At 60.9% G+C, this 24,718-nt stretch carries 22 protein-coding genes; 10 read left to right on the top strand and 12 right to left on the bottom strand.

The window, feature by feature from the left end; genetic code table 11:
- Positions 1–13: 13 nt before the first annotated feature.
- The 3 genes from DM813_RS13760 to DM813_RS13750 all read right to left on the bottom strand — a co-directional run bounded on the left by DM813_RS13760 (position 14) and on the right by DM813_RS13750 (position 2,880).
- On the bottom strand, positions 14–856 hold the full coding sequence (locus DM813_RS13760) for an ATPase (protein WP_128323942.1): 843 nt from the start codon (positions 854–856) through the stop codon (positions 14–16).
- Positions 857–944: 88 nt separating this feature from the next.
- Positions 945–1,940 carry an NAD-dependent epimerase/dehydratase family protein gene (locus DM813_RS13755; protein WP_128323941.1) on the bottom strand — a complete coding sequence of 332 codons (996 nt, stop codon included), beginning with the start codon at positions 1,938–1,940 and terminating at the stop codon, positions 945–947.
- 49 nt (positions 1,941–1,989) lie between these two features.
- Positions 1,990–2,880, bottom strand: a complete 891-nt coding sequence (locus tag DM813_RS13750) for a LysR family transcriptional regulator ArgP (protein WP_128323940.1) — start codon at positions 2,878–2,880, stop codon at positions 1,990–1,992.
- 123 nt (positions 2,881–3,003) lie between these two features.
- On the opposite strand from DM813_RS13750, the gene DM813_RS13745 reads away from it, so the two are divergent.
- From DM813_RS13745 to DM813_RS13705, 9 genes are all read left to right on the top strand, one after another.
- Positions 3,004–3,603, top strand: a complete 600-nt coding sequence (locus tag DM813_RS13745; protein WP_128323939.1) for a LysE/ArgO family amino acid transporter — start codon at positions 3,004–3,006, stop codon at positions 3,601–3,603.
- A 188-nt stretch (positions 3,604–3,791) separates the two neighbouring features.
- Entirely contained in the window at positions 3,792–4,388 is a 597-nt protein-coding gene (locus DM813_RS13740; RefSeq protein WP_107026376.1) for a superoxide dismutase, read from the top strand.
- Between the two features lie 266 nt (positions 4,389–4,654).
- A complete protein-coding gene (locus DM813_RS13735) occupies positions 4,655–6,706 on the top strand; it encodes a putative bifunctional diguanylate cyclase/phosphodiesterase (protein ID WP_128323938.1) in 2,052 nt (683 codons plus the stop codon).
- A 148-nt stretch (positions 6,707–6,854) separates the two neighbouring features.
- Positions 6,855–8,189, top strand: coding sequence for an imelysin family protein (locus DM813_RS13730; RefSeq protein ID WP_128323937.1), 1,335 nt, complete (start codon positions 6,855–6,857; stop codon positions 8,187–8,189).
- A gap of 160 nt (positions 8,190–8,349) precedes the next feature.
- The gene (locus DM813_RS13725) at positions 8,350–9,777 is read left to right on the top strand and encodes a di-heme oxidoredictase family protein (RefSeq protein ID WP_128323936.1); all 1,428 of its coding nucleotides are present in this window, start codon (positions 8,350–8,352) and stop codon (positions 9,775–9,777) included.
- Between the two features lie 14 nt (positions 9,778–9,791).
- Entirely contained in the window at positions 9,792–10,856 is a 1,065-nt protein-coding gene (locus tag DM813_RS13720) for an imelysin family protein (protein WP_128323935.1), read from the top strand.
- A 2-nt stretch (positions 10,857–10,858) separates the two neighbouring features.
- The gene (locus tag DM813_RS13715) at positions 10,859–11,956 is read left to right on the top strand and encodes a DUF1513 domain-containing protein (RefSeq protein WP_128323934.1); all 1,098 of its coding nucleotides are present in this window, start codon (positions 10,859–10,861) and stop codon (positions 11,954–11,956) included.
- Between the two features lie 129 nt (positions 11,957–12,085).
- Positions 12,086–13,228, top strand: coding sequence for an efflux RND transporter periplasmic adaptor subunit (locus DM813_RS13710; RefSeq protein WP_128323933.1), 1,143 nt, complete (start codon positions 12,086–12,088; stop codon positions 13,226–13,228).
- Between the two features lie 13 nt (positions 13,229–13,241).
- Positions 13,242–16,289 carry a multidrug efflux RND transporter permease subunit gene (locus DM813_RS13705; protein ID WP_128323932.1) on the top strand — a complete coding sequence of 1,016 codons (3,048 nt, stop codon included), beginning with the start codon at positions 13,242–13,244 and terminating at the stop codon, positions 16,287–16,289.
- Between the two features lie 60 nt (positions 16,290–16,349).
- On the opposite strand, the gene DM813_RS13700 is transcribed toward DM813_RS13705, so the two are convergent.
- From DM813_RS13700 to colR, 5 genes are all read right to left on the bottom strand, one after another.
- The gene (locus tag DM813_RS13700; protein WP_128323931.1) at positions 16,350–16,577 is read right to left on the bottom strand and encodes a hypothetical protein; all 228 of its coding nucleotides are present in this window, start codon (positions 16,575–16,577) and stop codon (positions 16,350–16,352) included.
- Complete coding sequence (locus DM813_RS13695; RefSeq protein WP_128323930.1) at positions 16,577–17,287, bottom strand: lipopolysaccharide kinase InaA family protein; 711 nt, start codon at positions 17,285–17,287, stop codon at positions 16,577–16,579. Before DM813_RS13695 ends, DM813_RS13700 begins: the two co-directional genes overlap by 1 nt.
- Positions 17,288–17,293: 6 nt before the next feature.
- Entirely contained in the window at positions 17,294–17,974 is a 681-nt protein-coding gene (locus DM813_RS13690) for a class I SAM-dependent methyltransferase (RefSeq protein ID WP_128323929.1), read from the bottom strand.
- A 131-nt stretch (positions 17,975–18,105) separates the two neighbouring features.
- Positions 18,106–19,404, bottom strand: a complete 1,299-nt coding sequence (locus tag DM813_RS13685; protein WP_128323928.1) for a sensor histidine kinase — start codon at positions 19,402–19,404, stop codon at positions 18,106–18,108.
- The gene (gene colR, locus DM813_RS13680) at positions 19,394–20,077 is read right to left on the bottom strand and encodes a two-component system response regulator ColR (RefSeq protein WP_128323927.1); all 684 of its coding nucleotides are present in this window, start codon (positions 20,075–20,077) and stop codon (positions 19,394–19,396) included. Before colR ends, DM813_RS13685 begins: the two co-directional genes overlap by 11 nt.
- 224 nt (positions 20,078–20,301) lie before the next feature.
- Between colR and DM813_RS13675 the strand changes: the two genes are divergently transcribed.
- Positions 20,302–21,039: a phosphatase PAP2 family protein gene (locus tag DM813_RS13675; protein WP_128323926.1), complete on the top strand. Its 738-nt coding sequence runs from the start codon at positions 20,302–20,304 to the stop codon at positions 21,037–21,039.
- Positions 21,040–21,161: 122 nt separating this feature from the next.
- Here the strand turns inward: DM813_RS13675 and groL are convergent, their stop codons facing one another.
- From groL to DM813_RS13655, 4 genes are all read right to left on the bottom strand, one after another.
- Positions 21,162–22,814 carry a chaperonin GroEL gene (groL, locus tag DM813_RS13670; protein ID WP_128323925.1) on the bottom strand — a complete coding sequence of 551 codons (1,653 nt, stop codon included), beginning with the start codon at positions 22,812–22,814 and terminating at the stop codon, positions 21,162–21,164.
- Between the two features lie 47 nt (positions 22,815–22,861).
- The gene (locus tag DM813_RS13665; protein ID WP_029614823.1) at positions 22,862–23,155 is read right to left on the bottom strand and encodes a co-chaperone GroES; all 294 of its coding nucleotides are present in this window, start codon (positions 23,153–23,155) and stop codon (positions 22,862–22,864) included.
- Between the two features lie 252 nt (positions 23,156–23,407).
- The gene (locus DM813_RS13660; RefSeq protein ID WP_128323924.1) at positions 23,408–23,914 is read right to left on the bottom strand and encodes an FxsA family protein; all 507 of its coding nucleotides are present in this window, start codon (positions 23,912–23,914) and stop codon (positions 23,408–23,410) included.
- A gap of 64 nt (positions 23,915–23,978) precedes the next feature.
- Positions 23,979–24,710: a HugZ family protein gene (locus tag DM813_RS13655; RefSeq protein ID WP_128323923.1), complete on the bottom strand. Its 732-nt coding sequence runs from the start codon at positions 24,708–24,710 to the stop codon at positions 23,979–23,981.
- Positions 24,711–24,718: the final 8 nt, after the last annotated feature.

The following is a 24,718-nucleotide window of genomic DNA, read 5'->3' as shown; positions in this document are numbered from 1 at the left end:
CCACGCACATCAATCAGGGCCGGGCGTTGATCTGCTGTTGCAGGTTCTGCACCTGGCTTTGCAGGGTGTTGATGTTGCGCGTCATCTGCGCGCGAAAGGCATCGAACTCGGCAACCGAGGCGCCTGAGGCTGCTGGCGTCGCCGGACGGTTCTCCTGCTCGCTCTTGAGCACAATCAGGTCCTGCTCCAGACGCTGAATGGCTGCACTGGGGTTGCCTTGCTTCTTCAGCGCAGCCACATCGCCGGTAAGGCTGCTGATCTGTGCATCCAGTTTGCCGCCGTCCACCTGGGCAGCTTTCAACGCCGCCAACTCACCGTTCACAGCCTTGAGTTGCGCCTGCAACTCGGTTTGCAGTCTGGCCGTCGTCGCCTGTTGCTCGTTGGCCTGGGCCAACACCTGCTCCAGTCGTTTACCCAGATCACCCGCCTGCCCGGCCACCCCTTGCTGCTGCTTGCCCTGCTCGGCAAGACTTGCCTGCAGCTGTTTGATTTGCAACTTGAGCGCTTCACTGCCGGTATTGACGTTGCTTTCGCTGGCATCGACTTTACCGCTGATGGCCTGCAGGCGCCCCGCCGCGTCCTCACTGATGCGGGCAAAGCTTTCCTGGGTAGCGACCAGTTGCTGCTCCATCAGCGACACCTGCTGAAAACTCCACCAACCCAGCCCCGCCAGCGCGATGAAGGACGCGCCCAGCAGTGCCCACAAAGGCCCGGTACTGGTGGCACGTGGTGCCTTGCGCGCACCAGCCTTTACCGGGCCATGCCCGGCAGGCAACGGATCAAAGTCATCGTCGTCGCGGGTAACCGCCCGCAGGGTCGGGACATTGTCGAAATCGTCTTGAGCATCGTTACGCATGGGAGCCTTCAACCGCCGTAATAGCAAATGGACACTAGTATAAACCGCTTACACGGCGCACTCATCGACCGCAAAGCATTCCCCGGGTTCACTTCGCCGGGTGCTGGGCGCCCCACCAGCCGCAGAACTCGTCCAGCGCCGTCCACAGGCTGACGGTGGGCCGGTAGTTCAACAGTTGCCGGGCGCGGCTGATGTCCAGGGTGAAATCTTTGCTCATCACCTGCATGCCCAAACGCGACAGGGTGGGCTGCGGGCGCCCCGGCCAGAGCATGCAGGCGCCTTCGTTCAGTGCCGCCGCCGTGTAGGCCAGGCCATAGGAGCGGTAGCGGTTCACCTGCGGCAAGTGCATCTGGCGCATCACATAGTTGACCACATCCCACAACGGCAGTGGATGACCGTTGCTGATGTTGAAGGCCTGGCCCAAGGCATCCTCATCGGCGAACAGGGCACTGAGCAGCGCTTCGTTGAGGTTCTGCACGCTGGTGAAATCGACCTTGTTCAAGCCATTGCCGATAATGGCCAGGCGACGCTTGCGCTGCATCTGCAACAGCCGCGGGAAAATGCTGACGTCCCCAGCCCCGGTGACAAACCGCGGACGCAACGCCAGTACCTCGAGACCAAACTCCTGGGCACCGAAGACTTTCTGCTCGGCGAGGTACTTGGTGGCCCCGTAGTGGTCATGAAAGCGCCGGGGCACCTGTTCTTCGCGGATATTCAGCTGCGAGCGACCATTGAAGTAGATCGACGGCGAAGACAGGTGCACCAAACGCCGCACATGTTCCTTGAGGCACGCCTCGACCACGTTCTCGGTCACCACCACGTTACCTTGGTAGAAATCCTGGTAGCGTCCCCAGTTACCCACCGCCCCGGCGCAATGCACCACGGCATCCACCCCCTGGCACAGGCGGCGCGCCAGTTCCGGGTCGCTCAAGTCACCGGGGATGAATTGCGCCCCGCGCCGCACCAGATGCTCGACGCCTTCGGCACGCCGGCCGTTGACCCGGACGTCCAGGCCCTGCTCAAGGGCAAAACGCGCAAAGCGCCCGCCAATGAAGCCGCTTGCGCCGGTGACCAGAATTCGCATGTACCACTCCGCCTAACCAATATTCAGAAGCTGCTGACGCTGCCGGGCCTTACAAGGGCACCAGCCAATGCCGGGCCGTCTGTCGTAAATGCTCGGTCAATTGACTGAGCAATTGCCCGCCATTGCGCCAATGATGCCAGTACAACGGCACATCGATGGGTTTATCCACCGAAATTTCTACCAGACGCCCGTCCGCCAGCTGTTCGCGCACCTGCAGTTCCGGCACAAGGCCCCAGCCCAGCCCCGCTTCGGTCATGCGCAAAAAACCTTCGGAGGAAGGACACAGGTGATGCAGGAAACCGTCCTGTATGCCCAGTGTGGCGAGGTAGCGGTGCTGAAGGAAATCATCCGGGCCGTACACCAGTGCCGGGGTACGTGGTAACCGCGCCGCATCAAAGCCGCCCGGAAAGTAGCGCGCCATGAAGGCCGGACTGGCCAGGGCACGGTAACGCATGGCACCCAGCAACAGGCTGCGCGCACCGGCCACCGGGCGCTCGCTGCCGCACAGGCAGGCTGCCACCTCGCCGGCCCGCATGCGCTTGAGGCCTACCTCCTGATCTTCGACCACCAGATCCAGCAGCACTTGCTGGTCGGCACAGAATGCCCCCACCGCACCGGCCCACCAGGTGGCCAGGCTGTCGGCATTGAGGGCGATGCGCAAACGCTCGGGCAGCCCCTCTTCATCCAGCGCCGGCACCTGGCTTTGCAGGTCGCGCTCAAGCAAGCGTACCTGCTGCACATGGTTGAGCAGGCGTCGCCCGACATCGGTAGGGCTCGGTGGATTGGCCCGAATCAACACCGGCTGGCCGACCCGTGCCTCAAGCAATTTGATGCGCTGAGAGATCGCCGACTGCGACAACCCCAGCACCTGCGCCGCACGCTCGAAACCGGCCTGTTCAATGACAGCGGCCAGTGCCGAAAGCAGTTTGTAATCGAACATTATTTTCCCTAATGCCAGATCAGCTTTATTTGTTTTTCTTATACAAGGCTTGCCCCCAGAATAGCCAGCATCCTGTTTGATTTTCTGCGCCGGTACCCTGCCGGTGTTTGTGGAGTGTTCCCTATGTGGCAAAGCTATCTGAACGGCCTGCTGGTCGCCTTCGGCCTGATCATGGCGATCGGCACCCAGAACGCATTCGTCCTGGCCCAGAGCCTGCGCCGCGAACATCACCTGCCGGTGGCGGCGCTGTGCGTGTTCTGTGATGCCCTGCTGGTGGCCGCCGGGGTGTTCGGCCTGGCAACGGTGCTGGCACAAAACCCGACCCTGCTCGCCGTCGCCCGTTGGGGCGGTGCGGTATTCCTGATCTGGTACGGCAGCAAAGCCCTGATGCGCGCCTGCTCACAACAAAGCCTGCAACAAAGCGAAGGCCAGGGCATCCGTTCACGCCGGGCCGTGCTGCTCAGCGCCCTGGCCGTCACCCTGCTCAACCCCCATGTGTACCTGGATACCGTGTTGCTGATCGGCTCGCTCGGTGCCCAGCAAACAGTGCCCGGCGCTTACGTGGCCGGCGCCGCCAGCGCCTCGCTGCTGTGGTTCTTCACCCTCGCCCTGGGCGCCGCCTGGCTGGCACCCTGGCTGGCACGCCCGGGCACTTGGCGCCTGCTGGACTTGATGGTGGCGGTCATGATGTTCGCCGTGGCTGCTCAGCTGATCTTCACCTGAGTCCACTGGTCTGCGGCCTGCAAAGGCTCTGGAACCTCTTTCCCGTACAGTTGTTGCGTGGTTAAGCACAGGGCCCGGTGCTATGATCCAGCCCTTGCGTCGCAAAGAGTACAAACTCCCCGACGCACATTCGGCCGCCCGTGATCGGCCTTGCGCTCACCGCAACAGACCTGATTAGGAGAATCACCATGGCTTTTGAATTGCCGCCGCTGCCTTACGCCCACGACGCCCTGCAGCCGCACATTTCCAAGGAAACCCTGGAATACCACCACGACAAGCACCACAACACCTATGTCGTGAACCTGAACAACCTGGTGCCAGGCACCGAGTTTGAAGGCAAGACCCTGGAAGAGATCGTCAAGTCCTCCTCCGGTGGCATCTTCAACAACGCCGCTCAGGTCTGGAACCACACCTTCTACTGGAACTGCCTGGCACCAAACGCCGGCGGCCAGCCTACCGGCGCCCTGGCTGATGCCATCAACGCTGCGTTCGGCTCGTTCGACAAGTTCAAGGAAGAGTTCACCAAGACTTCCGTCGGCACCTTCGGCTCCGGCTGGGGCTGGCTGGTGAAGAAAGCTGACGGTTCCCTGGCCCTGGCCAGCACCATCGGCGCCGGCTGCCCGCTGACCAGCGGCGACACCCCGCTGCTGACCTGCGACGTCTGGGAACACGCTTACTACATCGACTACCGCAACCTGCGTCCAAAATACGTCGAGGCGTTCTGGAACCTGGTTAACTGGAAGTTCGTCGCCGAGCAGTTCGAAGGCAAGACCTTCACTGCCTAAGCGAATGCTGTGAGAAAAAAACCCGGCTTGTCCGGGTTTTTTTTCATCTGCGTACTGGCCTCTGGCTCTTGCTCCGGGCTGATACCACGCTAACATCAAACGTTGGGAAGATTGCTTTCGCAATTAAAGTCGCAAGGCCGGGCAACCGATACAGTGACAGCAGGCGCACGCACAACTATGGGTGGTGGTGTCCTGCCAACGGCCGATAGTGGATTGCCAAATTTGATGGCAAAATGATGTCATGCGCATGGATTAAGGAAACCCCATTGAAGCTGGAACTCAAGAACAGCTTATCGGTCAAGTTGCTCAGGGTCGTACTGCTCTCGGCACTGGCAGTCGGTGTCGTTCTCAGTTGCGCGCAAATCGTCTTCGATGCCTACAAGACCCGTCAGGCAGTGGCCAATGACGCCCAGCGAATCCTCGACATGTTCCGTGACCCCTCTACCCAGGCGGTCTACAGCCTGGACAAGGAAATGGGCATGCAGGTCATGGAAGGCCTGTTCCAGGACGAGTCCGTGCGCATGGCCTCGATCGGCCACCCCAACGAAACCATGCTGGCAGAAAAAGCCCGGCCGTTGCAGGAGACGCCAACGCGCTGGCTTACCGACCTGATTCTTGGCCAGGAACGCACATTTTCCACGCAACTGGTCGGCCGCGGCCCCTACAGCGAATACTACGGCGACCTGAACATCACCCTCGACACGGCGGCCTATGGTGCGGGGTTTCTGGTCAGCTCGGTGATCATTTTCATCTCCGGTGTACTGCGCGCCCTGGCCATGGGCCTGGTGTTGTATCTGGTCTACCACTGGATGCTGACCAAGCCGCTGTCGAAGATCATCGAACACCTCACCCAGATCAATCCCGACCGCCCCAGCCAGCACCAGCTGCCGCTGCTCAAAGGCCACGAGCGCAATGAACTGGGTGTGTGGGTCAACACCGCCAACCAGCTGCTCGCCTCTATCGAGCGCAACACTCATTTGCGCCACGAGGCCGAGAACAGCCTGCTGCGCATGGCCCAGTACGACTTCCTCACCGGACTGCCCAATCGCCAGCAACTGCAACAGCAACTGGACAAGATCCTGGTCGACGCCGGTCGCCTGCAGCGTCGGGTTGCCGTGCTGTGTGTAGGCCTCGACGACTTCAAAGGCATCAACGAGCAGTTCAGCTACCAGACCGGCGACCAGCTGCTGCTGGCGCTAGCAGATCGCCTGCGTGCCCACAGTGGCCGCCTCGGTGCCCTGGCACGCCTGGGTGGCGACCAGTTCGCCCTGGTCCAGGCCGATATCGAACAGCCCTATGAGGCAGCCGAACTGGCACAAAGCATTCTGGATGACCTGGAAGCGCCCTTCGCCCTCGACCACCAGGAAATTCGCCTGCGCGCCACCATCGGCATCACCCTGTTCCCGGAAGATGGCGACAGCACGGAAAAGCTGCTGCAAAAAGCCGAGCAGACCATGACCCTGGCCAAGACCCGCTCGCGCAACCGCTACCAGTTCTACATCGCCAGCGTCGACAGCGAAATGCGCCGCCGCCGCGAGCTGGAAAAAGACCTGCGCGAAGCCCTGCCGCGCAATCAGCTGTTTCTGGTCTACCAGCCGCAAATCAGCTACCGCGATCACCGCGTGGTCGGGGTCGAGGCCCTGCTGCGCTGGCAGCACCCGGAGCTGGGCATGGTCCCGCCTGACCAGTTCATTCCCCTGGCCGAACAGAACGGCAACATCATCACCATCGGTGAATGGGTGCTCGACCAGGCTTGCAGGCAACTGCGCGAATGGCACGACCAGGGCTTCAGCGAATTGCGCATGGCGGTCAACCTGTCCACCGTGCAATTGCACCACAACGAACTGCCGCGAGTGGTCAACAACCTGCTGCAGATTTACCGCCTGCCGCCGCGCAGCCTGGAGCTTGAGGTCACTGAAACCGGCCTGATGGAAGACATCAGCACGGCAGCCCAGCACTTGCTCAGCCTGCGCCGCTCCGGGGCGATGATCGCCATCGACGACTTCGGTACAGGCTACTCTTCGCTCAGTTACCTCAAGTCACTGCCGCTGGACAAGATCAAGATCGACAAGAGTTTCGTTCAGGACCTGCTCGATGATGACGACGATGCCACCATCGTTCGCGCCATTATCCAGCTGGGCAAGAGCCTGGGCATGCAAGTGATCGCCGAAGGCGTGGAAACCGCGGACCAGGAAGCCTACATCATTGCCCAGGGCTGCCATGAAGGTCAGGGTTATCACTACAGCAAGCCCCTGCCGGCCCGCGAGCTCACGGTGTTTCTGAAACAGGCGCAACGCAACCAGGTTTCGATTCTGTAACCCCCGTCAGCATTGAACTTCAGGGCGCAAACACGCAATTGAATATTTACGTGCTTCCCCCTTTACACAAAATGCAAATCTTTCGCATTATGTTGCAGTTTTGCGTACCCCCGTACGCCTGTCCAACCTCTCGACGCAGGAATTCGCCATGAATCGTATGCCTCTGGCCACCGCCAGTTTGTTGGCCATTGCCATCTCCCTCGCCGGTTGCGGCGACAGCAAGGACAAGGCCGCAGCACCGCAAGCCCAGGCCCCGGCAGCCACCGCGGCGGCCCCTGCTGCGGCAGGCGCGGTCGACGAAGCTGCCGCCAAGGCAGTGGTCAAGCATTACGCCGACATGGTCCACGCCGTCTACAGCGACTCGCTGAGCACCGCGAAAACCCTGCAAACCGCCATCGACGCCTTCCTCGCGACGCCGAACGACGACACCCTGAAGGCTGCCAAGGCCGCCTGGTTCGCCGCACGCGTGCCGTACCTGCAGAGTGAAGTGTTCCGCTTCGGCAACACCATCATCGACGACTGGGAAGGTCAGGTGAATGCCTGGCCGCTTGACGAAGGCCTGATCGACTACGTCGATGCCAGCTACGAACACGCTCTGGGTAACCCGGGTGCAGCAGCCAACATCATCGCCAACACCGAGATCCAGGTGGGTGAAGACAAGGTCGACGTCAAAGACATCACGCCGGAAAAACTGGCCAGCCTCAACGAGCTGGGCGGCTCCGAAGCCAACGTCGCCACTGGCTACCACGCGATTGAATTCCTGCTCTGGGGCCAGGACCTCAACGGCACCGGCCCAGGTGCGGGAGCCCGTCCAGCCTCCGACTACCTCGAAGGCAAAGGCGCCACCGGCGGCCACAACGAGCGTCGCCGCGCTTACCTGAAGGCTGTGACCCAACTGCTGGTCAGCGACCTGGAAGAAATGGTCGGCAACTGGAAGCCGAACGTGGCCGACAACTACCGCGCCACGCTGGAAGCCGAACCTGTCACCGACGGCCTGCGCAAAATGCTGTTCGGCATGGGCAGCCTGTCGCTGGGCGAACTGGCGGGCGAGCGCATGAAGGTTTCCCTGGAAGCCAACTCTCCTGAAGACGAGCAGGATTGCTTCAGCGACAACACCCACAACTCGCACTTCTACGATGCCAAGGGTATCCGCAACGTCTACCTGGGCGAGTACACCCGTGCCGACGGTACCAAGCTGACCGGCCCAAGCCTGTCGTCGCTGGTTGCCAAGGTAGATCCTGCGACCGACACCACGCTCAAGGCTGACCTGGAAGCCACCGAGGCGAAGATCCAGGTCATGGTTGACCACGCTGCCAAAGGCGAACACTACGACCAACTGATCGCTGCCGACAATGCTGCCGGCAACCAGATCGTGCGTGACGCCATCGCAGCGCTGGTCAAGCAGACCGGCGCTATCGAGCAAGCCGCAGGCAAGCTGGGTATCGCCAACCTGAACCCGGACACCGCCGATCACGAGTTCTGATCGATCGCGCAGAGAAAGGCGGCCTTCGAGTCGCCTTTTTTTTGCCCGATGGCCGCCGCTGATGAACGATTTCATCTGGCAAACGCAAATCCCTCTTATTCGAGGTTCCTGAGCCTGCTAAGCTTGCACGCCGGTTTTTTGCTCAAGTTCAGGATCCTGGATGTCTTCGTTGCTGCTCCGTATCAGCCCCCTGCTTCTGGCCACGACCCTGGTCGCCTGTGATGACGCCCCGCGTTTCACGCAGGCCGAACCGGGCGAAGCCCTGGGCGGCGGCAAGGCAACCGTGAACAAGCGCGACCAGAACGCCTACTCCATGCCATCGGCCAACCTCGCGCCGAGCCGGCGCCTGGACTTCAGCGTCGGCAACAGTTTTTTCCGCAACCCCTGGGTGATCGCTCCCTCGACCACCACGGCACGCGACGGCCTGGGGCCGCTGTTCAACACCAACGCCTGCCAGAACTGCCATATCAAGGACGGCCGCGGTCATCCACCCGGCCCCAGTGCCAGCAACGCCGTGTCGATGCTGGTGCGCCTGTCTGTCCCTGACCAGCCGCAGTACGCCAAGGTCATCGAACAGCTGGGCATCGTTCCCGAGCCGGTGTATGGCGGCCAGTTGCAGGACATGGCCGTGCCCGGTGTTGCCCCTGAGGGCAAGGTACGCGTCGACTACACCCCGGTGCCTGTCACCTTCAAGGACGGCACGCAGGTCGAGTTGCGCCAGCCACAACTGCAAATCACTCAACTGGGTTACGGCCCGATGCATGCCGACACGCGGTTTTCCGCCCGCATCGCCCCGCCGATGATCGGCCTGGGCCTGCTCGAAGCCATTCCCGAGGCCACCCTGCTGGCCAATGCCGACCCCGACGACCGTAACGGCGATGGCATTCGCGGCCGTGCCAACCAGGTCTGGGACGACGCCCAGGGCAAGACCGTCATGGGCCGTTTCGGCTGGAAAGCCGGGCAACCGAACCTCAACCAGCAGAATGTGCACGCCTTCTCCGGCGACATGGGCCTGACGACCAGCCTGCGGCCGATGGACGACTGCACCCCGTCACAGGTCGATTGCCTGAACGCGCCCAACGGCAACGGCGCCAATGGCGAACAGGAAGTCAGCGACAACCTGCTGCGCCTGGTGCTGTTCTACACCCGCAACCTGGCAGTACCGATCCGCCAGGATGTCGACTCGCCCCACGTGCTGGCCGGTAAAAACCTGTTCCACCAAGCCGGCTGCCAAGGCTGCCACACCCCAAGTTTTACCACCGCTGCCGATGCCGCCGAACCGGAACTCGCCAACCAGCTCATTCGCCCCTACAGCGACCTGTTGCTGCATGACATGGGCCCGGGCCTGGCAGACAACCGCAGCGAATTCGCCGCCTCGGGCCAGGACTGGCGCACCCCGCCACTGTGGGGCATCGGCCTGAACGAGACGGTCAGCGGCCACACCCAGTTTCTTCACGATGGCCGCGCCCGCAATCTGCTCGAAGCTGTGCTGTGGCACGGCGGTGAAGCGGAGGCGGCCAAGCAGCACGTATTGACCTTCAATGCCGAGCAGCGCGCCGCGTTGCTGGCGTTCCTGAATTCACTTTAAGCAAGGAGCCGGGCATGTTCCGACCCAAACTGTTGTTCACCAGCCTCGCCGCCCTCGCCCTCGGCGCCTGTTCGCCTCAGGACCCGCAGGCCGTGACCTCTGCGGCGATCGCCAAGCAGGTGATCCTGCCGACCTACAGCCGCTGGGTTGAAGCCGACCGCCAATTGGCTGTCAGCGCTCTGGCGTTCTGCGAAGGCAAGGCCGACCTGGCCACCGCTCGCGCCGATTTCCTGCATGCACAAAAAGCCTGGGCCGAACTGCAGCCGCTGTTGATCGGCCCGCTGGCCGAAGGCAACCGCGCCTGGCAGGTGCAGTTCTGGCCCGACAAGAAAAACCTGGTCGGCCGTCAGGTCGAACAACTGGTCAATGGCGACAAACCGATCGATGCCGCCAGCCTGAGCAAGTCCAGTGTGGTGGTACGGGGCCTTTCCGCCTACGAGTACATCCTCTTCGACAGCAAGCCGGACGCCGCCAACGCCGAACAGAAAGCCCGCTACTGCCCGCTGCTGGTGGCCATCGGCGAGCATCAGAAAGCACTGGCCGAAGAAATCCTCAAAGACTGGAACAACACCGACGGCATGCTGTCGCAGATGACCAAGTTCCCCAACCAGCGCTATGCCGACTCCCACGAGGCCATCGCTGATGTGCTGCGTGCCCAGGTCACCGCGCTGGACACCCTGAAGAAAAAACTCGGCGCGCCCATGGGTCGCCTGAGCAAGGGCATCCCTCAGCCGCTGCAAGCCGAAGCCTGGCGCAGCCACGCCTCGCTGAAAAGCCTGGAAGCCAGCCTGAGCGCCGCGCAAACCGTCTGGGTCGGTGTCGACAACCAGGGCCTGCGCGGGCTGCTGAGCAAAGACCAGAAAGCCCTGGCCGACAAGATCGACGCGGCTTACGCTGACGCCCTGAAGTTGCTCTCGAGCAATCAGAAGTCGCTGACCGAACTGCTCGACGACGACGCCGGCCGCCAGCAGCTCAATGCCATCTACGACAGCCTCAACGCCGTCCACCGCCTGCACGAAGGCGAGCTGGCCAAGGCGCTCGGCATTCAACTGGGCTTCAACGCCAACGACGGTGACTGATCATGCTGCGACGCCAGGCTCTGAAACTCGGTAGCGTTCTGCTCAGCGCCCTCACACTGGGCGGCTGGACCCTGTTCCGCGGCAAGAGCGGCAGCCCGCTGCTGCTCTCGGCGCGCGACGACATCGACGGCAAGCACTACGCCGTCGGCTACCGCCTGGACGGCACCCAGGTGTTTGCCACCGAGGTGGCCCAGCGTTGCCATGACATCATCAATCACCCCGAACAGCCGATTGCGCTGTTCGTCGCCCGCCGTCCAGGTACCGAAAGCTACCTGGTGGACCTGCGCGATGGCCGTCTGCTGCAGACCATTCGTTCCCAGCCGAACCGACACTTCTATGGCCATGCAGTGATCCATAAAAGCGGCGAATGGCTGTATGCCACCGAAAACGACACCACCGACCCCGGCCGTGGTGTACTCGGTGTCTACCGTTTCGATGGCGAGCGCCTGCAGCACAGCGGCGAGATCTCTACCCACGGCATCGGCCCGCACCAGGTGTCGTGGATGCCCGATGGCGAGACGCTGGTGGTGGCCAATGGCGGTATCCGCACCGAGGCCGAAAGCCGCGTGGAGATGAACCTCAACGCCATGGAGCCGAGCCTGGTGCTGATGCAACGTGACGGCACCCTGCTGAGCAAGGAACTGCTGCCACAGCAAATGAACAGCGTGCGCCACCTGGCAATTGCTGCTGACGGCACGATTGTCGCCGGCCAGCAGTACATGGGCGCCAGCGACGACACCGCCGAGCTGATTGCCATCAAGCGTCCCGGGCTGCCCTTTGCGGCTTTCCCGGTGGCCGAGCAGCAACTGCAGGCAATGGCTCACTACACCGCGAGCGTGGCGATTCACAGTGAGCTGCGCCTGGTCGCCCTCACTGCGCCGCGGGCCAACCGTCTGTTTATCTGGGACCTGGACACCGCCCAGGTTCGCCTCGAAGCGCCCATGCCCGACTGCGCCGGCGTCGGCGCGGTAGCGGACGGCTTCGTCGTAACCTCGGGCCAGGGCCGTTGCCGGCTCTACGACTGTCGCAAAAGCGAACTGATCGGCCAGCCCCTGCAACTGCCCTCCGGGCTGTGGGACAACCACCTGCACCTGACCTGAGCTTAAATAGCCGGGAACACAGGCTTCTCAGGCCCGGTCAAACGAGTAATATTCGGCTACAGCGCACGTGGGCAGGATCGCCCGTAGTCGTGCCAAACGAACAATAATTCGTATCCAAGGAACTGGACTATGCTCCGCCGCCGCATGCTGATCATGTTAGGTGTTGTTGTGCTGCTCGTGCTGATCCTGGGGGGCTACAAGGCGTTCTCCATCTATCAGCAGGTCCAGATGTTCTCGGCACCCAAGCCGCCCATCAGCGTGGCGGGCACCGCGTCCAGCGAGCGCGCCTGGCAAAACCGCCTGCCCGCAGTCGGTAGCCTCACCGCCCTGCAAGGGGTCGACCTGAGCCTGGAAATTGCCGGCACGGTGAAGGCGTTGCAGTTCGAGTCCGGGCAGCAGGTCCGCAAGGGCCAGCCCCTGCTGCAACTGGACAGCGATGTTGAGACCGCCTTGCTGGGTACCGCCCTGGCTGACCTCGGGCTCGCCCAGGTGGACTTCAATCGCGGCAGCCAGCTGGTGGGCAGCGAGGCCATTTCCCGTGGCGAGTACGATCGCCTCAACGCGCAGTACAAACGCAACAAGGCCGTCGTCGATCAGCTCAAGGCCTCCCTGGCGAAAAAAAGCATCAACGCGCCCTTCAGCGGCACCATCGGTATCCGCCAGGTCGATGTCGGCGAATACCTCGCCAGCGGTACAGTCATCGCCACCCTGCAGGATTTGAGCAGCCTGTATGTCGACTTCTTCGTGGCCGAACAGGCCATTCCCCAGTTGAGCATCGGCCAGCAGGTGCTGGTGAGTGTCGCAGCCTACCCGCAGCAGACCTTCCCCGGCAGCATCAGCGCCATCAACCCGAAAGTCGAAGACAGCACTCGCAACGTGCAGGTACGCGCCACCCTGGCCAACCCGGACGGCAAGCTCCTGCCCGGCATGTTCAGCAGCCTGCAGGTGTTGCTGCCGGATCCCAAGCCCGCAGTAGTCGTTCCGGAAAGCGCAGTGACCTACACCCTGTACGGCAACTCGGTGTACGTGGCGGTGGCGAAAAAAGCCGATGACGGCCAGGTAGAGAAAGACGCCGACGGCCAACCGCAACTGATTGCCGAGCGGCGTTTTGTCGATACCGGCGAGCGCCGCGACGGCCTGGTGGTCATCAGCAAAGGGTTGCAGGCCGGCGAACAGGTGGTGACGGCAGGCCAGCTGAAACTGACCCAGGGCGCGGCCATCCGCATCACCCCGGACAAAACCCTGCAAGCTCAGCCCAAACCCGCCGACTGATCGAGGATGCGTCATGGCTTTTACCGATCCGTTCATTCGTCGTCCGGTGCTGGCCTGTGTGGTCAGCCTGCTGATCGTGCTGCTGGGGTTTCACGCCTGGGGCACGATGTCGATCCGTCAGTATCCGCAGATGGAAAACGCCCTGATCACCGTCACCACCGCTTACCCCGGGGCCAACGCTGAAACCATCCAGGGTTACATTACCCAGCCCATGCAGCAAAGCCTCGCGAGTGCCGAAGGCATTGATTACATGACCTCGGTGAGCCGGCAGAACTTCTCGGTGATTTCGATTTATGCGCGGATCGGCGCCGATACCGACCGCCTTTTCACCGAATTGCTGGCCAAAGCCAACGAGGTCAAGAACAAGCTGCCGCAAGATGCTGAAGACCCGGTGCTGAACAAGGAAGCGGCCGATGCCTCGGCGCTGATGTACATCAGTTTCTACAGCAGCGAACTGAGCAACCCGCAGATCACCGACTATCTGTCGCGGGTGATCCAGCCCAAGCTGGCCACCCTGCCAGGCATGGCCGAAGCGGAGATTCTCGGCAACCAGCTGTTCGCCATGCGTATCTGGATCGATCCGGTGAAACTGGCCGGTTATGGCTTGAGCGCAAACGAAGTCACCGATGCCGTCAGGCGCTACAACTTTCTCTCTGCCGCCGGCGAAGTGAAAGGCGAGTACATCGTCACCAGCATCAACGCCACCACCGACCTGAAATCCGCCGAAGCCTTCGCCAGGATCCCGCTCAAAGTCAGTGGTGACAGCCGAGTGCTGCTCGGTGATGTCGCACGGGTCGAGATGGGGGCGGAAAACTACGACACCGTCAGCTCCTTCGATGGCACGCCATCGGTGTACATCGGCATCAAGGCGGCCCCCAGCGCCAACCCGCTGGAGGTGATCAAGGAGGTGCGCAAGCTGGTTCCGGAACTGGAAAGCCAGTTGCCGCCCAACCTCAAGGCGTCCATCGCCTATGACGCCACCCTGTTCATCCAGGCCTCCATCGACGAAGTGATCAAGACCCTGTTCGAAGCGGTGCTGATCGTCATTGTCGTGGTGTTTCTGTTCCTCGGCGCCCTGCGCTCGGTGCTGATCCCGGTGATCACCATTCCGCTGTCGATGATCGGGGTTCTGTTTTTCATGCAACTGATGGGCTATTCGCTCAACTTGCTGACCCTGCTGGCCATGGTGCTGGCCATCGGCCTGGTCGTCGACGATGCCATCGTCGTCGTGGAAAACATCCACCGCCACATCGAAGAAGGTAAAACACCGTACGAGGCGGCCCTTGAAGGCGCCAGGGAGATCGCCATGCCGGTGGTCTCGATGACCATCACCCTGGCAGCCGTCTACGCCCCCATCGGCTTTCTGCAGGGGCTTACCGGCGCCCTGTTCAAGGAGTTCGCCCTGACGTTGGCCGGTGCAGTGGTCATTTCCGGCATCGTGGCCCTGACCCTGTCGCCGATGATGTGTTCGGTACTGCTGCGCCACGACCAGAACCCCAGCGGCCTGGCGCATCGCCTCGACGTGCTGTTCGAAGGCCTCAAGGTGCGCTACCAGAAGCTCCTGCATGCGACCCTCAATACCCGGCCGGTGGTCCTGGTGTTTGCCGTCATCGTCCTGTGCCTGATCCCGGTGTTCATGATGTTCAGCAAGAATGAACTGGCACCCGATGAAGACCAGGGCATCATTTTCATGATGGCCACCGCCCCGCAGCCTACCAACCTCGATTACCTGAACACCTACACCGACGAATTCATCAGCATCTTCAAGGCCTTCCCAGAGTACTACTCCTCGTTCCAGATCAACGGCTTCAACGGCGTGCAATCCGGTATCGGCGGCTTTCTGCTCAAGCCGTGGAACGAGCGCGACCGGACGCAAATGGAACTGCTGCCGCTGGTACAAAGCAAACTCGAAGGCATCAGCGGCCTGCAGATATTCGGCTTCAACCTGCCGTCGTTACCCGGTACGGGTGAAGGTCTGCCTTTCCAGTTCGTGATCAACACACCCAATGACTACGAACTGTTGCTGGGGATCGCCGAGCGGGTCAAGGAACGCGCCCTGGCGTCGGGCAAGTTCGCCTTTCTCGACATCGACCTGGCCTTCGACAAACCAGAAGTGGTGGTCGACATCGACCGGGCCAAAGCAGCGCAGATGGGCGTCTCCATGGATGCTTTGGGGGGCACCTTGGCGACCTTGCTCGGTGAGGCGGAAATCAACCGGTTCACCATTGATGGCCGCAGTTACAAAGTCATCGCCCAGGTTGAACGCCCCTACCGGGACAACCCGGCCTGGCTGAGCAACTACTACGTGAAAAACCAGCAGGGCGAGATGCTGCCGCTGTCGACCCTGATCACCGTCAGCGACCGGGCCAGGCCGCGTCAGCTCAATCAGTTCCAGCAGTTGAACTCGGCCCTGATTCAGGGGGTGCCAATGGTCAGCATGGGCGAGGCACTGGATACCATCCGCGCCATTGCCCGTGAAGAAGCACCGCAAGGCTATGCCTTCGACTATGCCGGTGCTGCACGCCAGTACGTTCAGGAGGGCAGTTCGTTATGGGTGACCTTTGGCCTGGCCCTGGCGATCATCTTTCTGGTGCTGGCCGCTCAGTTCGAAAGCTTCCGCGACCCGCTGGTGATCCTGGTGACCGTGCCGCTGTCGATTTGCGGCGCACTGATTCCGTTGTTCCTGGGTATTTCCAGCATGAACATCTACACCCAGGTGGGCCTGGTGACGCTGATCGGGCTGATCAGTAAACATGGCATCCTCATCGTCGAGTTCGCCAACCAGCTGCGCGAGCACAAAGGTTTGAGTGCCCGTGAGGCCGTGGAAGAAGCCGCGTCGATTCGCCTGCGTCCGGTGCTGATGACCACCGCGGCCATGGTCTTCGGCATGGTGCCGCTGATTCTGGCGACCGGCGCCGGCGCGGTCAGCCGGTTCGACATCGGAACGGTAATCGCCACCGGCATGTCGGTCGGCACCCTGTTCACCCTGTTCGTCCTGCCCTGCGTGTATACCTTGCTGGCACAATCTCATGTGCCGCAGGCGCAGACACAACCGAGCTGAGCCGGCACACGCAAAAAGGCCTCGTCACTGACGAGGCCTTGGCTGGGACATCATGTCGCGTCAACTCTGCCCGCGTGTACCCTGGCTGAGGCCAAACAGCAGCAACAACAGGTCATGGTCAGGCTTGGCATCGACCTGGGGTTTCACCAGCCTGGGCAACGGGCATTGCAATGCCTGGTCGGCGTGGCTGAACACCACCGGTCCTGGTTCTTCCCACGCGGCGACGGCAACGGTAGCCACCGCTAACGCCGTCACCAGAAACAAACCTCGAGCTATTTCTAGTTTCATTACCCTAAACCTTTGACAGCGCTGCCAAACGCCATCTGGTAAAAGTAGAGCAGCTTGCGCCATTCCGCGTCGTTGAATGACGAATGGCGCTTCAGTTGCTTCAGGTCGCGCGCGGCTGCACGTTGCCGGCTGATGCGCCGACGGCACTTTTCCAGGTCCAGCAGCGCCACTTCGGCGCGGGCTTCCTCGCCCTCACCAATCACCTTGATGAAGATGTGCTTGCCGTACAGGCAGCCATGCTGCCAGTGACCACGGTGCATACGCGCCAGGTTCTGGGCCAGGTCCTGCAGCATGCGCTCATGCAGGGCTTCGCTGTAACGTTCACGCGCGCCATTGGCGTACCAGTTGTCGGCGTCTACGAAACCGTCGAGCGCCTCACTGACCAGCAGCGCCCGCCATTGGCGGTCGGCATCGCGCTCGACCCCGCAATAGACGATGTGCGGGACGCGCACGCCGAGCGCTTCAAAGCTGTTGATTGCCTCATACTCGCGCAACACCGTCGGACGGCCGAAGGGGTGCAAAAAACTGCGGTAGATATGGCCAATCTGACGCTTGGAATACAGCACCTGACCGTTTTCATCGTTCAGACGCTGAACGCCACTTTCCCCACCCCGACGCTGGTTGGGCTCTTCCACCCACTCCCCTTGCTGTTGCCAGAAATGGTCAAAACGGCTGTTTCCCGTCGTTGTTGCCAAGCGCTCTACCGCCATCCACTACTACCCCTTACGCAATACGTACACTCGCCACATGGCATAGAACGGCAAAAAGTCCAAACGTTCCTGAATCCGGAAACCGGCTTCCTGAAATTCCTTCTCAACCGTGGCAACCGGTAACACAAAACGGTTCTGATAACTGACTTCACCGGTTTTGGCAAAGCGACGTTCTTCGAGTTTCTTCCGACGCCAGGCTTTGAAATTGCCGTCGACCCACAGCGACAAAATTACACTGTCACGGCTAACTCGCTGAAACTCCGAGAGAATTGTCTTCCGATGCGCTGCCTCACCGATGTGGTGCATCAGCCGCATGCAGAAAATGCTGTCGACCGAATTGTCTGGCAAATCGATCGCGAACGCTGAGGTCTGCAAAGTCCGTACCCGCTCGACGATATGCGCCGGTTGGGATTTGCTGGCAGTTTCCAGCATGGCTTCGGAATTATCCGCACCAATGATCACGCGATTGGGCTTTTCTGCCAATAGTGGCCAGAAACGACCGGCACCGCACGGCAGGTCGAGTACAAGCCCCGGCTCGCCAACCAGCGCCAGGGCACGCCGGGCCAATTGTTCGTCACGCTGATGCGACAGGCGCCGAGCCAGGCCATCCTGATGCTTGAGAAAGTATTCCTGAGCGTGCTGCTGGTCGTACTTTTCGGAAAACTCGAGTTTGATGGGGCTACGCATGGTGCATCTCCTGACTCCAATTCGCCCAATTTAGGGGGGCAAGCGTTGTCGTCAGGTCATGCGAATGTGAAAAATTCGTTAGGAAACGGGAGATAAGTTACAGGAAGTAACCAGAAAAGCGGTACCCGTGGTCACTCCGTTTCCAACAGGCTTTTCGCGCCATAGCGCAAGTCCACATGAAAACGGCAACCATTGGGTGTCATCGACGACAGGCTGACCGCCCACCCCTGATCGTCACAGATACGCTGCACCAGCGACAATCCCAGGCCAAGGCCTTCACCACGACGCTCATCACCACGAACGAATGGCCTGAACATGGCTTCCTGCTGTTCTTCCGGGATGCCCACGCCACTGTCTTCTACGCGAAAACCCAAAGGCTCGAGGGTCAGGCGGATGAACCCATAATCAGTGTAGTGCGCCGCGTTACGCAGCAGATTGCCCATTACCGCCTGCAGGAAGGTGGCGTTATACAGCGTCGGCGAAGTAATCGAGGCATCGTATTCCAGCACCAGGCCTTTCTGCTCGATTGCGTCACGCCATACGCCGACCAGGTCGTCAGCCACCTCTTTGATCGTCGCCCGGGACGCCACCGCGCCTTCATCACGCTGGGCCCGGGCGAGCATCAGGAAGGTCTTGACCAATTCCTGCATCTCTTCGGTAGCCCTGGCGATACGTTCAATCTGCGAGCGCACACGCGGCTCGATGTTCGGATTGACCAGCAACAACTCACAGGAACTGGCGAGCACCATCAGCGGCGTACGCAATTCATGGCTCACATCGCTGGTGAACAGCCGCTCGCGACTCAAGGCATCACGCAAACGTCCCAACGTGTCGTCAAAGGCCACCGCCAGCTGACCAACCTCGTCGGCGGCATAATCCGGGGCCAGTGGCGGCGCCAGGCCCAGCAACTGGTCACGATGGCGCACCTGACGCGCCAGGCGGATCACCGGTGCCATCACCCTGCGCGCCAACACCCAGCCGAGAAACACCGCCAGTGCCAGGCTGAGCACGAAGCCCACCACGACAATGGCGAACAGCACCCGTTCACGTTCCTCGAAATCGCTTTGGTCTTGCAGCAACACATAGCGCCGCCCGTCGACCACCTCGACCATGGCGTGATAGGACAACTGCTCGCGGAAAACTTCATGAAAACCCGGTGACAAATGACGCAAGTCCTTGGGCAACTCGAACTCGTCACGCCCGCCACTGTAATAGAACAGCTGATCAGGACGGGGCCTGTGGCTCCAGTCGTTGACACTGTCCATGCGCAGCAGGCGCTGCAGGTCGCCACCCAACACAGCGGAGATCAGACGTTCTTCCACCAGGTGCACGGTGGCAACGATACCGAATGCGAACGCACCGGCCACCAGTGCACTCATCAGGGCAAAGGCAATAATGATGCGCTGGGCAAGGCTCTGCTTAAACTCCATCACGGCCCTCGGCCAGGCGATAGCCGACGCCGTGGACGGTATGCAGCAAGGGCTTTTCAAACGGCTTGTCGATCACCTGCCGCAGCTGGTGGACATGGCTGCGCAAGCTGTCGCTGTCCGGGCAGTCATCGCCCCAGAGCGCTTCTTCAAGCACTTCGCGGCGCAATACATGAGGGCTTTTCTGCATCAGCACCGCCAACAGCTTCAGGCCCACCGGGTTGAGCTTGAGCAGTTTGCCGCTACGCGTGACCTCAAGAGTGTCGAGGTCATAGGTCAGGTCGCTGACCTGCAAGGTGCGTCGTCCACCGCCTTGGGCCCGGCGCAATACCGCCTCGATGCGGGCTGCCAGTTCCGAGAGGGCAAATGGCTTGAGCAGGTAGTCGTCGGCGCCCGAACGAAACCCCTGAAGGCGGTCATCAAGCTGGTCGCGGGCCGTCAGCATGATCACCGGGGTATCCCTGCGCGCATCTTCGCGAAGACGTTTGCACAGTGTGTAGCCATCGATACCCGGCAGCATGATATCGAGCACAATCAGGTCATAGTGTTCAGTGGCTGCCAGGTGCAGACCCGACAGTCCATCCTGGGCGCAGTCGACGGTGTAACCTTTAAGGCCCAGGTAGTCGGCCAGGTTGGCAAGGATATCGCGGTTGTCTTCAACCAGTAGAATTCGCATGGAGTCTCCCGTCCAGGGCTTTTGCCTGCTTGGCAGGCGCAGCTTACGACCATCGGCAGTGCGAGGCTAGGCCGCACAAACTTTATTGCCTGTTAACGTTTTTTTCACCGAGCCTTCACGGACAAGCAATGGCGGCTGACGCAGAATCGCCGGTCGTTGCCTCTCGCCGCTACCCGGTACGGCTTGCCGGTCGGGTCCGTCCTTTCGACCCACCTGGATATGCCATGCCCAGACCTGAGTTTTCGCGCCCGCTCAATCCCTGGATTACCCTGGGAATTCCTCTGGCGACTGCCCTGACCCTGATCCTGCTGGAGCTCACCTCCCTGGACATGGACCTGGCCAAACTGGCCTTCGACCCCGCTGCCGGCGAGTTTATTGGCCGGCACAGCTATTTCCTCGAAGACATCCTCCACGATCGCGCCAAACAGGCAGTGATCGTCCTCAGCCTGGGAGCGATTGTAGCGTTCATTTCCAGCTTCTTCTGGCACCGGCTCAAAGGCTGGCGCCGCGAACTGGGCTACCTGGTGCTGGCCATGGCGTTGTCGACCAGCTTTGTTACGCCGGTCAAGGCCGTGACTGCGGTGCAGTGCCCGTGGAGCCTGAAGGAGTTCGGTGGCAAGGAAACCTACAGTGAACTGCTGAGCGCTCGCCCTGATACGGATAAACCAGGCCGTTGCTGGCCCGGCGGTCACGCGGCCACGGGGTTTACCCTGTTTGCGCTGTTCTTTGCGTTGCGTGACCGGCGCCCTCGCCTGGCGCGGGCCGCGTTGCTGTTTGCCTTTACCCTGGGGGCCGTGTTCTCTATTGGGCGCATGTTGCAGGGTGCGCACTTCTTTTCGCACAACGTGTGGACAGCGGTGTTCTGCTGGTTGATCAGCCTGGGTTGTTACCACTGGGTGCTGTATCGCAAGCCTGTGCCGGTTTCGGCCGAGTCGGCGCAAACGCTGCAGCAGGTTTCGTGATCCGGTCCTGGGTCGCTGGTTCTTGAGTTGGGTGATTGACTCTATGCCCTCCCCAAACCCAAACGTTAAGCCAAAAAAAAGCCCCGCATCAGCGGGGCTTTTTCTCAAGCGGTGAGGCTGGCTTACATCATGCCGCCCATGCCGCCCATACCACCCATGCCGCCCATGTCTGGCATGCCGCCACCAGCAGAAGCTTCTACTGGCGCGTCAGCAATCATGGCCTCGGTGGTGATCATCAGACCACCGATCGAAGCTGCAGCCTGCAGCGCGGAACGGGTAACTTTGGCTGGATCCAGGATACCCATTTCGATCATGTCGCCGTACTCACCGGTAGCAGCGTTGTAACCGAAGTTGCCCGAACCTTGCTTGACCTTGTCGGCCACAACGCTTGGCTCGTCGCCAGCGTTGGAAACGATCTGGCGCAGCGGCGCTTCAACAGCGCGACGCAGCAGGGCGATACCGACGTTCTGCTCTTCGTTGTCGCCTTTCAGATCCTTGATGGCTTGCAGGGCGCGAACCAGTGCAACACCACCGCCAGGCACCACGCCTTCTTCAACGGCTGCACGGGTAGCGTGCAGGGCGTCTTCAACGCGGGCTTTCTTCTCTTTCATTTCAACTTCGGTGCCAGCACCGACCTTGATCACGGCAACACCGCCAGCCAGTTTGGCCAGACGCTCTTGCAGTTTTTCACGGTCGTAGTCCGACGAAGTCTCTTCGATCTGGGCACGAATCTGCTTGACGCGTGCTTCGATGTCGGCTTCAACACCAGCACCGTCGATGATGGTGGTGTTTTCCTTGGACAGGGTGACGCGCTTGGCGTTACCCAGGTGCTCCAGGGTAGCGGACTCCAGGCTCAGACCGATTTCCTCGGAGATCACGGTACCGCCGGTCAGGACGGCGATGTCCTGCAGCATGGCCTTGCGGCGGTCGCCGAAGCCAGGTGCCTTGACCGCTGCAACCTTGACGATGCCGCGCATGTTGTTGACTACCAGGGTAGCCAGCGCTTCGCCTTCAACGTCTTCAGCCACGATCAGCAGTGGACGGCCGGCTTTGGCAACGGCTTCCAGAACTGGCAGCAGTTCGCGGATGTTGGAGATCTTCTTGTCAACCAGCAACAGCAGTGGGCCATCCAGCTCGGCAACCATGGTGTCTGGCTTGTTGACGAAGTAAGGGGACAGGTAGCCACGGTCGAACTGCATGCCTTCTACAACCGACAGTTCGTTTTCCAGGCCCGAGCCTTCTTCAACGGTGATCACGCCTTCTTTACCGACTTTTTCCATGGCTTCGGCAATGATGTCGCCGATGGAGTTGTCGGAGTTGGCAGAGATGGTACCTACCTGGGCAATGGCCTTGGAGTCGGCGCATGGCTTGGACAGGGACTTCAGTTCGGCAACGATGGCAGCAGTGGCCTTGTCGATACCGCGCTTGAGGTCCATCGGGTTCATGCCGGCAGCAACGGATTTCAGACCTTCGCTAACGATGGCCTGAGCCAGAACGGTAGCAGTGGTGGTGCCGTCACCGGCAGCATCGTTGGCCTTGGAAGCAACTTCCTTGACCAGCTGGGCCCCCATGTTTTCGAACGCGTCTTTGAGTTCGATTTCTTTGGCAACCGATACACCGTCTTTGGTGATGGTCGGAGCGCCGAAGCTCTTGGCGATCACTACGTTACGGCCTTTCGGGCCCAGGGTCGCTTTTACCGCGTCAGCCAGAACGTTGACACCAACGAGCATTTTTTTGCGGGCGGAATCGCCGAATTTTACGTCTTTAGCAGCCATGATCGTTTAATCCTTGAATACTTTGGAGTAACGGGAAACCAGCAGAATCAGCCTTCGATAACAGCGAGAATCTCGTTCTCAGCCATTACCAGCAGGTCTTCGCCGTCAACTTTCACAGTGTTGCTGCCCGAGTAAGGGCCGAAAACCACCTTGTCACCCACTTTCACGGCCAGCGCACGCACTTCACCGTTGTCCAGAACGCGGCCGGTACCTACAGCGACGACTTCGCCACGGTTAGGTTTTTCAGCGGCCGAACCTGGCAGAACGATACCGCCAGCGGTTTTCGATTCTTCTTCGCTGCGACGGATGACGACGCGGTCATGCAGAGGACGAAGCTTCATTGTCGATCTCTCCTAATTGTGGTTTTCATCGGCCGGTATCGACACCGGCGGGTTGATGCTTGCGGCGTAGCCGCTCGTAGCTCGCTGTGCGAACTACCCATGTAATGTCCAGGGCAAACCCCTGGAAACCTTGCGGTAACCCCTACATGAGGTCGCCAAGTTCAATTACAAGGCTTGCCGGTTAAATTTTTTAGCGATGGTTCATACAAAACACAACGGCCCCGTCAGGGGCCGTTGGCAAAAAGCGCTGGATCAGATGTCGTGGGGGTTGCGCGGCACGCGCGGGTCCGGCCCGTCGCGGTGTTCGTACTCGCCTTCGATGACGTTTGGCTGGCGTGGCTGACCACCCGGGTTACCCGGGCGGGCCATGAACGGGTCATCGCCAAAGGCACGCTGGCGCATGGCCTGGGCCTCGGCACGTTCGCGCATCTTGCGCCCCAGCAGGCGGCGGGTGAACGGCAACAGGCAGATCAGGCCGATCACGTCGCTGATAAAGCCAGGAAGCAGCAACAGGCCACCACCCAGCGCCAGCATCAAGCCCTGGAACATGTCTTCGGCAGGCAGTTCGCCGCGTTGCAGGCTCTCACGGGCGCGCAGTGCAGTGGCCAGGCCGGCAATCCGTACCACCAGCACACCGAGGGCGGAGCCGGCGATAATCAGCAGCAGCGCCGGAAAGAAGCCGATCGCGGTGCTGACCTTGAAAAACACATACAGCTCCAGCACCGGGAAAATCAGAAACAGCAATAGAAAAGCACGCATCAAGGGTTCCTCTGCGCAAGAATGACTTGCAGTAGACCTTTAATGGATGCGATCCACCGCTATTTCAAGCCTGGGCGTTTTCACGATCCGGCCACTGATCGGCGCGAGCCAGAAAAACCAGGGCTTCGCGCACTTGTATCGGCGTATTGCAAGGTACTGCAAACGGCAACCAGTGTACGCCCTGGCCGATACGCAGGTGCATGCCTTCACTGTCGATACCGACCATCTGCGCCGGCGCACTTTGCGGCAGGCCGCTGAGCTGGACGTAGTGTTCGATGGCCGAGGCATGGTCGCTGTTCATGTGCTCGATCATGCTCAATTCGGCCTTGCCGGCAAAGGGGTTGGCCAGGCTCAGATGATCGACCCAGTGGATGGCGCCGAAACCGCCGATGTAACGGTGACGAACCGGCTTGAGCACCCAGAAATCGAAGTCATGCGCCTTGTGGTAGCTGCTCGACTCGGGGAAGTACCGGTAGTAACGCTCGGCAGCCGCTTCAATGGCAGCCGGATCATCGAGCTTGTGCGCCTCGGCCAGCACGGTAAGCCGACCGACGGCCTGCACATCTTCGGCTTCACGCTCGCCGACCAGCAACGAGCATTTGGGGTCTTTTTGCAGGTTGTGGGTGTGCTGGGCAATGCGACTGATCAGGATCAGCGGGTTACCCTCAGCATCCAGGCAATACGGCACCACCGAACCGAACGGAAAGCCAGGCATCGACTTGGAATGCGTCGACAAGACTCCACGGTACTCCTTGAGCAACAGCTCACGGGCCTGTTGTGCGACTTTTGCGCTCACGGTGTAAC

Source organism: Pseudomonas alkylphenolica (assembly GCF_004025535.1).
Lineage (GTDB): Bacteria > Pseudomonadota > Gammaproteobacteria > Pseudomonadales > Pseudomonadaceae > Aquipseudomonas > Aquipseudomonas alkylphenolica_A.
This window is presented reverse-complemented; position numbering and strand designations above follow the sequence as displayed.

Excerpts from the sequence above, each read along its gene's own strand:
- DM813_RS13740 (WP_107026376.1), top strand. The coding sequence starts at position 3,792 with ATGGCTTTTGAATTGCCGCCGCTGCCTTACGCCCACGACGCCCTGCAG.
- colR (WP_128323927.1), bottom strand. The coding sequence starts at position 20,077 with ATGCGAATTCTACTGGTTGAAGACAACCGCGATATCCTTGCCAACCTG.
- DM813_RS13745 (WP_128323939.1), top strand. The coding sequence starts at position 3,004 with ATGTGGCAAAGCTATCTGAACGGCCTGCTGGTCGCCTTCGGCCTGATC.
- DM813_RS13725 (WP_128323936.1), top strand. The coding sequence starts at position 8,350 with ATGTCTTCGTTGCTGCTCCGTATCAGCCCCCTGCTTCTGGCCACGACC.
- DM813_RS13705 (WP_128323932.1), top strand. The coding sequence starts at position 13,242 with ATGGCTTTTACCGATCCGTTCATTCGTCGTCCGGTGCTGGCCTGTGTG.
- DM813_RS13720 (WP_128323935.1), top strand. The coding sequence starts at position 9,792 with ATGTTCCGACCCAAACTGTTGTTCACCAGCCTCGCCGCCCTCGCCCTC.
- DM813_RS13715 (WP_128323934.1), top strand. The coding sequence starts at position 10,859 with ATGCTGCGACGCCAGGCTCTGAAACTCGGTAGCGTTCTGCTCAGCGCC.
- DM813_RS13730 (WP_128323937.1), top strand. The coding sequence starts at position 6,855 with ATGAATCGTATGCCTCTGGCCACCGCCAGTTTGTTGGCCATTGCCATC.
- DM813_RS13760 (WP_128323942.1), bottom strand. The coding sequence starts at position 856 with ATGCGTAACGATGCTCAAGACGATTTCGACAATGTCCCGACCCTGCGG.
- DM813_RS13755 (WP_128323941.1), bottom strand. The coding sequence starts at position 1,940 with ATGCGAATTCTGGTCACCGGCGCAAGCGGCTTCATTGGCGGGCGCTTT.
- groL (WP_128323925.1), bottom strand. The coding sequence starts at position 22,814 with ATGGCTGCTAAAGACGTAAAATTCGGCGATTCCGCCCGCAAAAAAATG.
- DM813_RS13710 (WP_128323933.1), top strand. The coding sequence starts at position 12,086 with ATGCTCCGCCGCCGCATGCTGATCATGTTAGGTGTTGTTGTGCTGCTC.
- DM813_RS13700 (WP_128323931.1), bottom strand. The coding sequence starts at position 16,577 with ATGAAACTAGAAATAGCTCGAGGTTTGTTTCTGGTGACGGCGTTAGCG.
- DM813_RS13675 (WP_128323926.1), top strand. The coding sequence starts at position 20,302 with ATGCCCAGACCTGAGTTTTCGCGCCCGCTCAATCCCTGGATTACCCTG.
- DM813_RS13665 (WP_029614823.1), bottom strand. The coding sequence starts at position 23,155 with ATGAAGCTTCGTCCTCTGCATGACCGCGTCGTCATCCGTCGCAGCGAA.
- DM813_RS13690 (WP_128323929.1), bottom strand. The coding sequence starts at position 17,974 with ATGCGTAGCCCCATCAAACTCGAGTTTTCCGAAAAGTACGACCAGCAG.
- DM813_RS13685 (WP_128323928.1), bottom strand. The coding sequence starts at position 19,404 with ATGGAGTTTAAGCAGAGCCTTGCCCAGCGCATCATTATTGCCTTTGCC.
- DM813_RS13750 (WP_128323940.1), bottom strand. The coding sequence starts at position 2,880 with ATGTTCGATTACAAACTGCTTTCGGCACTGGCCGCTGTCATTGAACAG.
- DM813_RS13660 (WP_128323924.1), bottom strand. The coding sequence starts at position 23,914 with ATGCGTGCTTTTCTATTGCTGTTTCTGATTTTCCCGGTGCTGGAGCTG.
- DM813_RS13695 (WP_128323930.1), bottom strand. The coding sequence starts at position 17,287 with ATGGCGGTAGAGCGCTTGGCAACAACGACGGGAAACAGCCGTTTTGAC.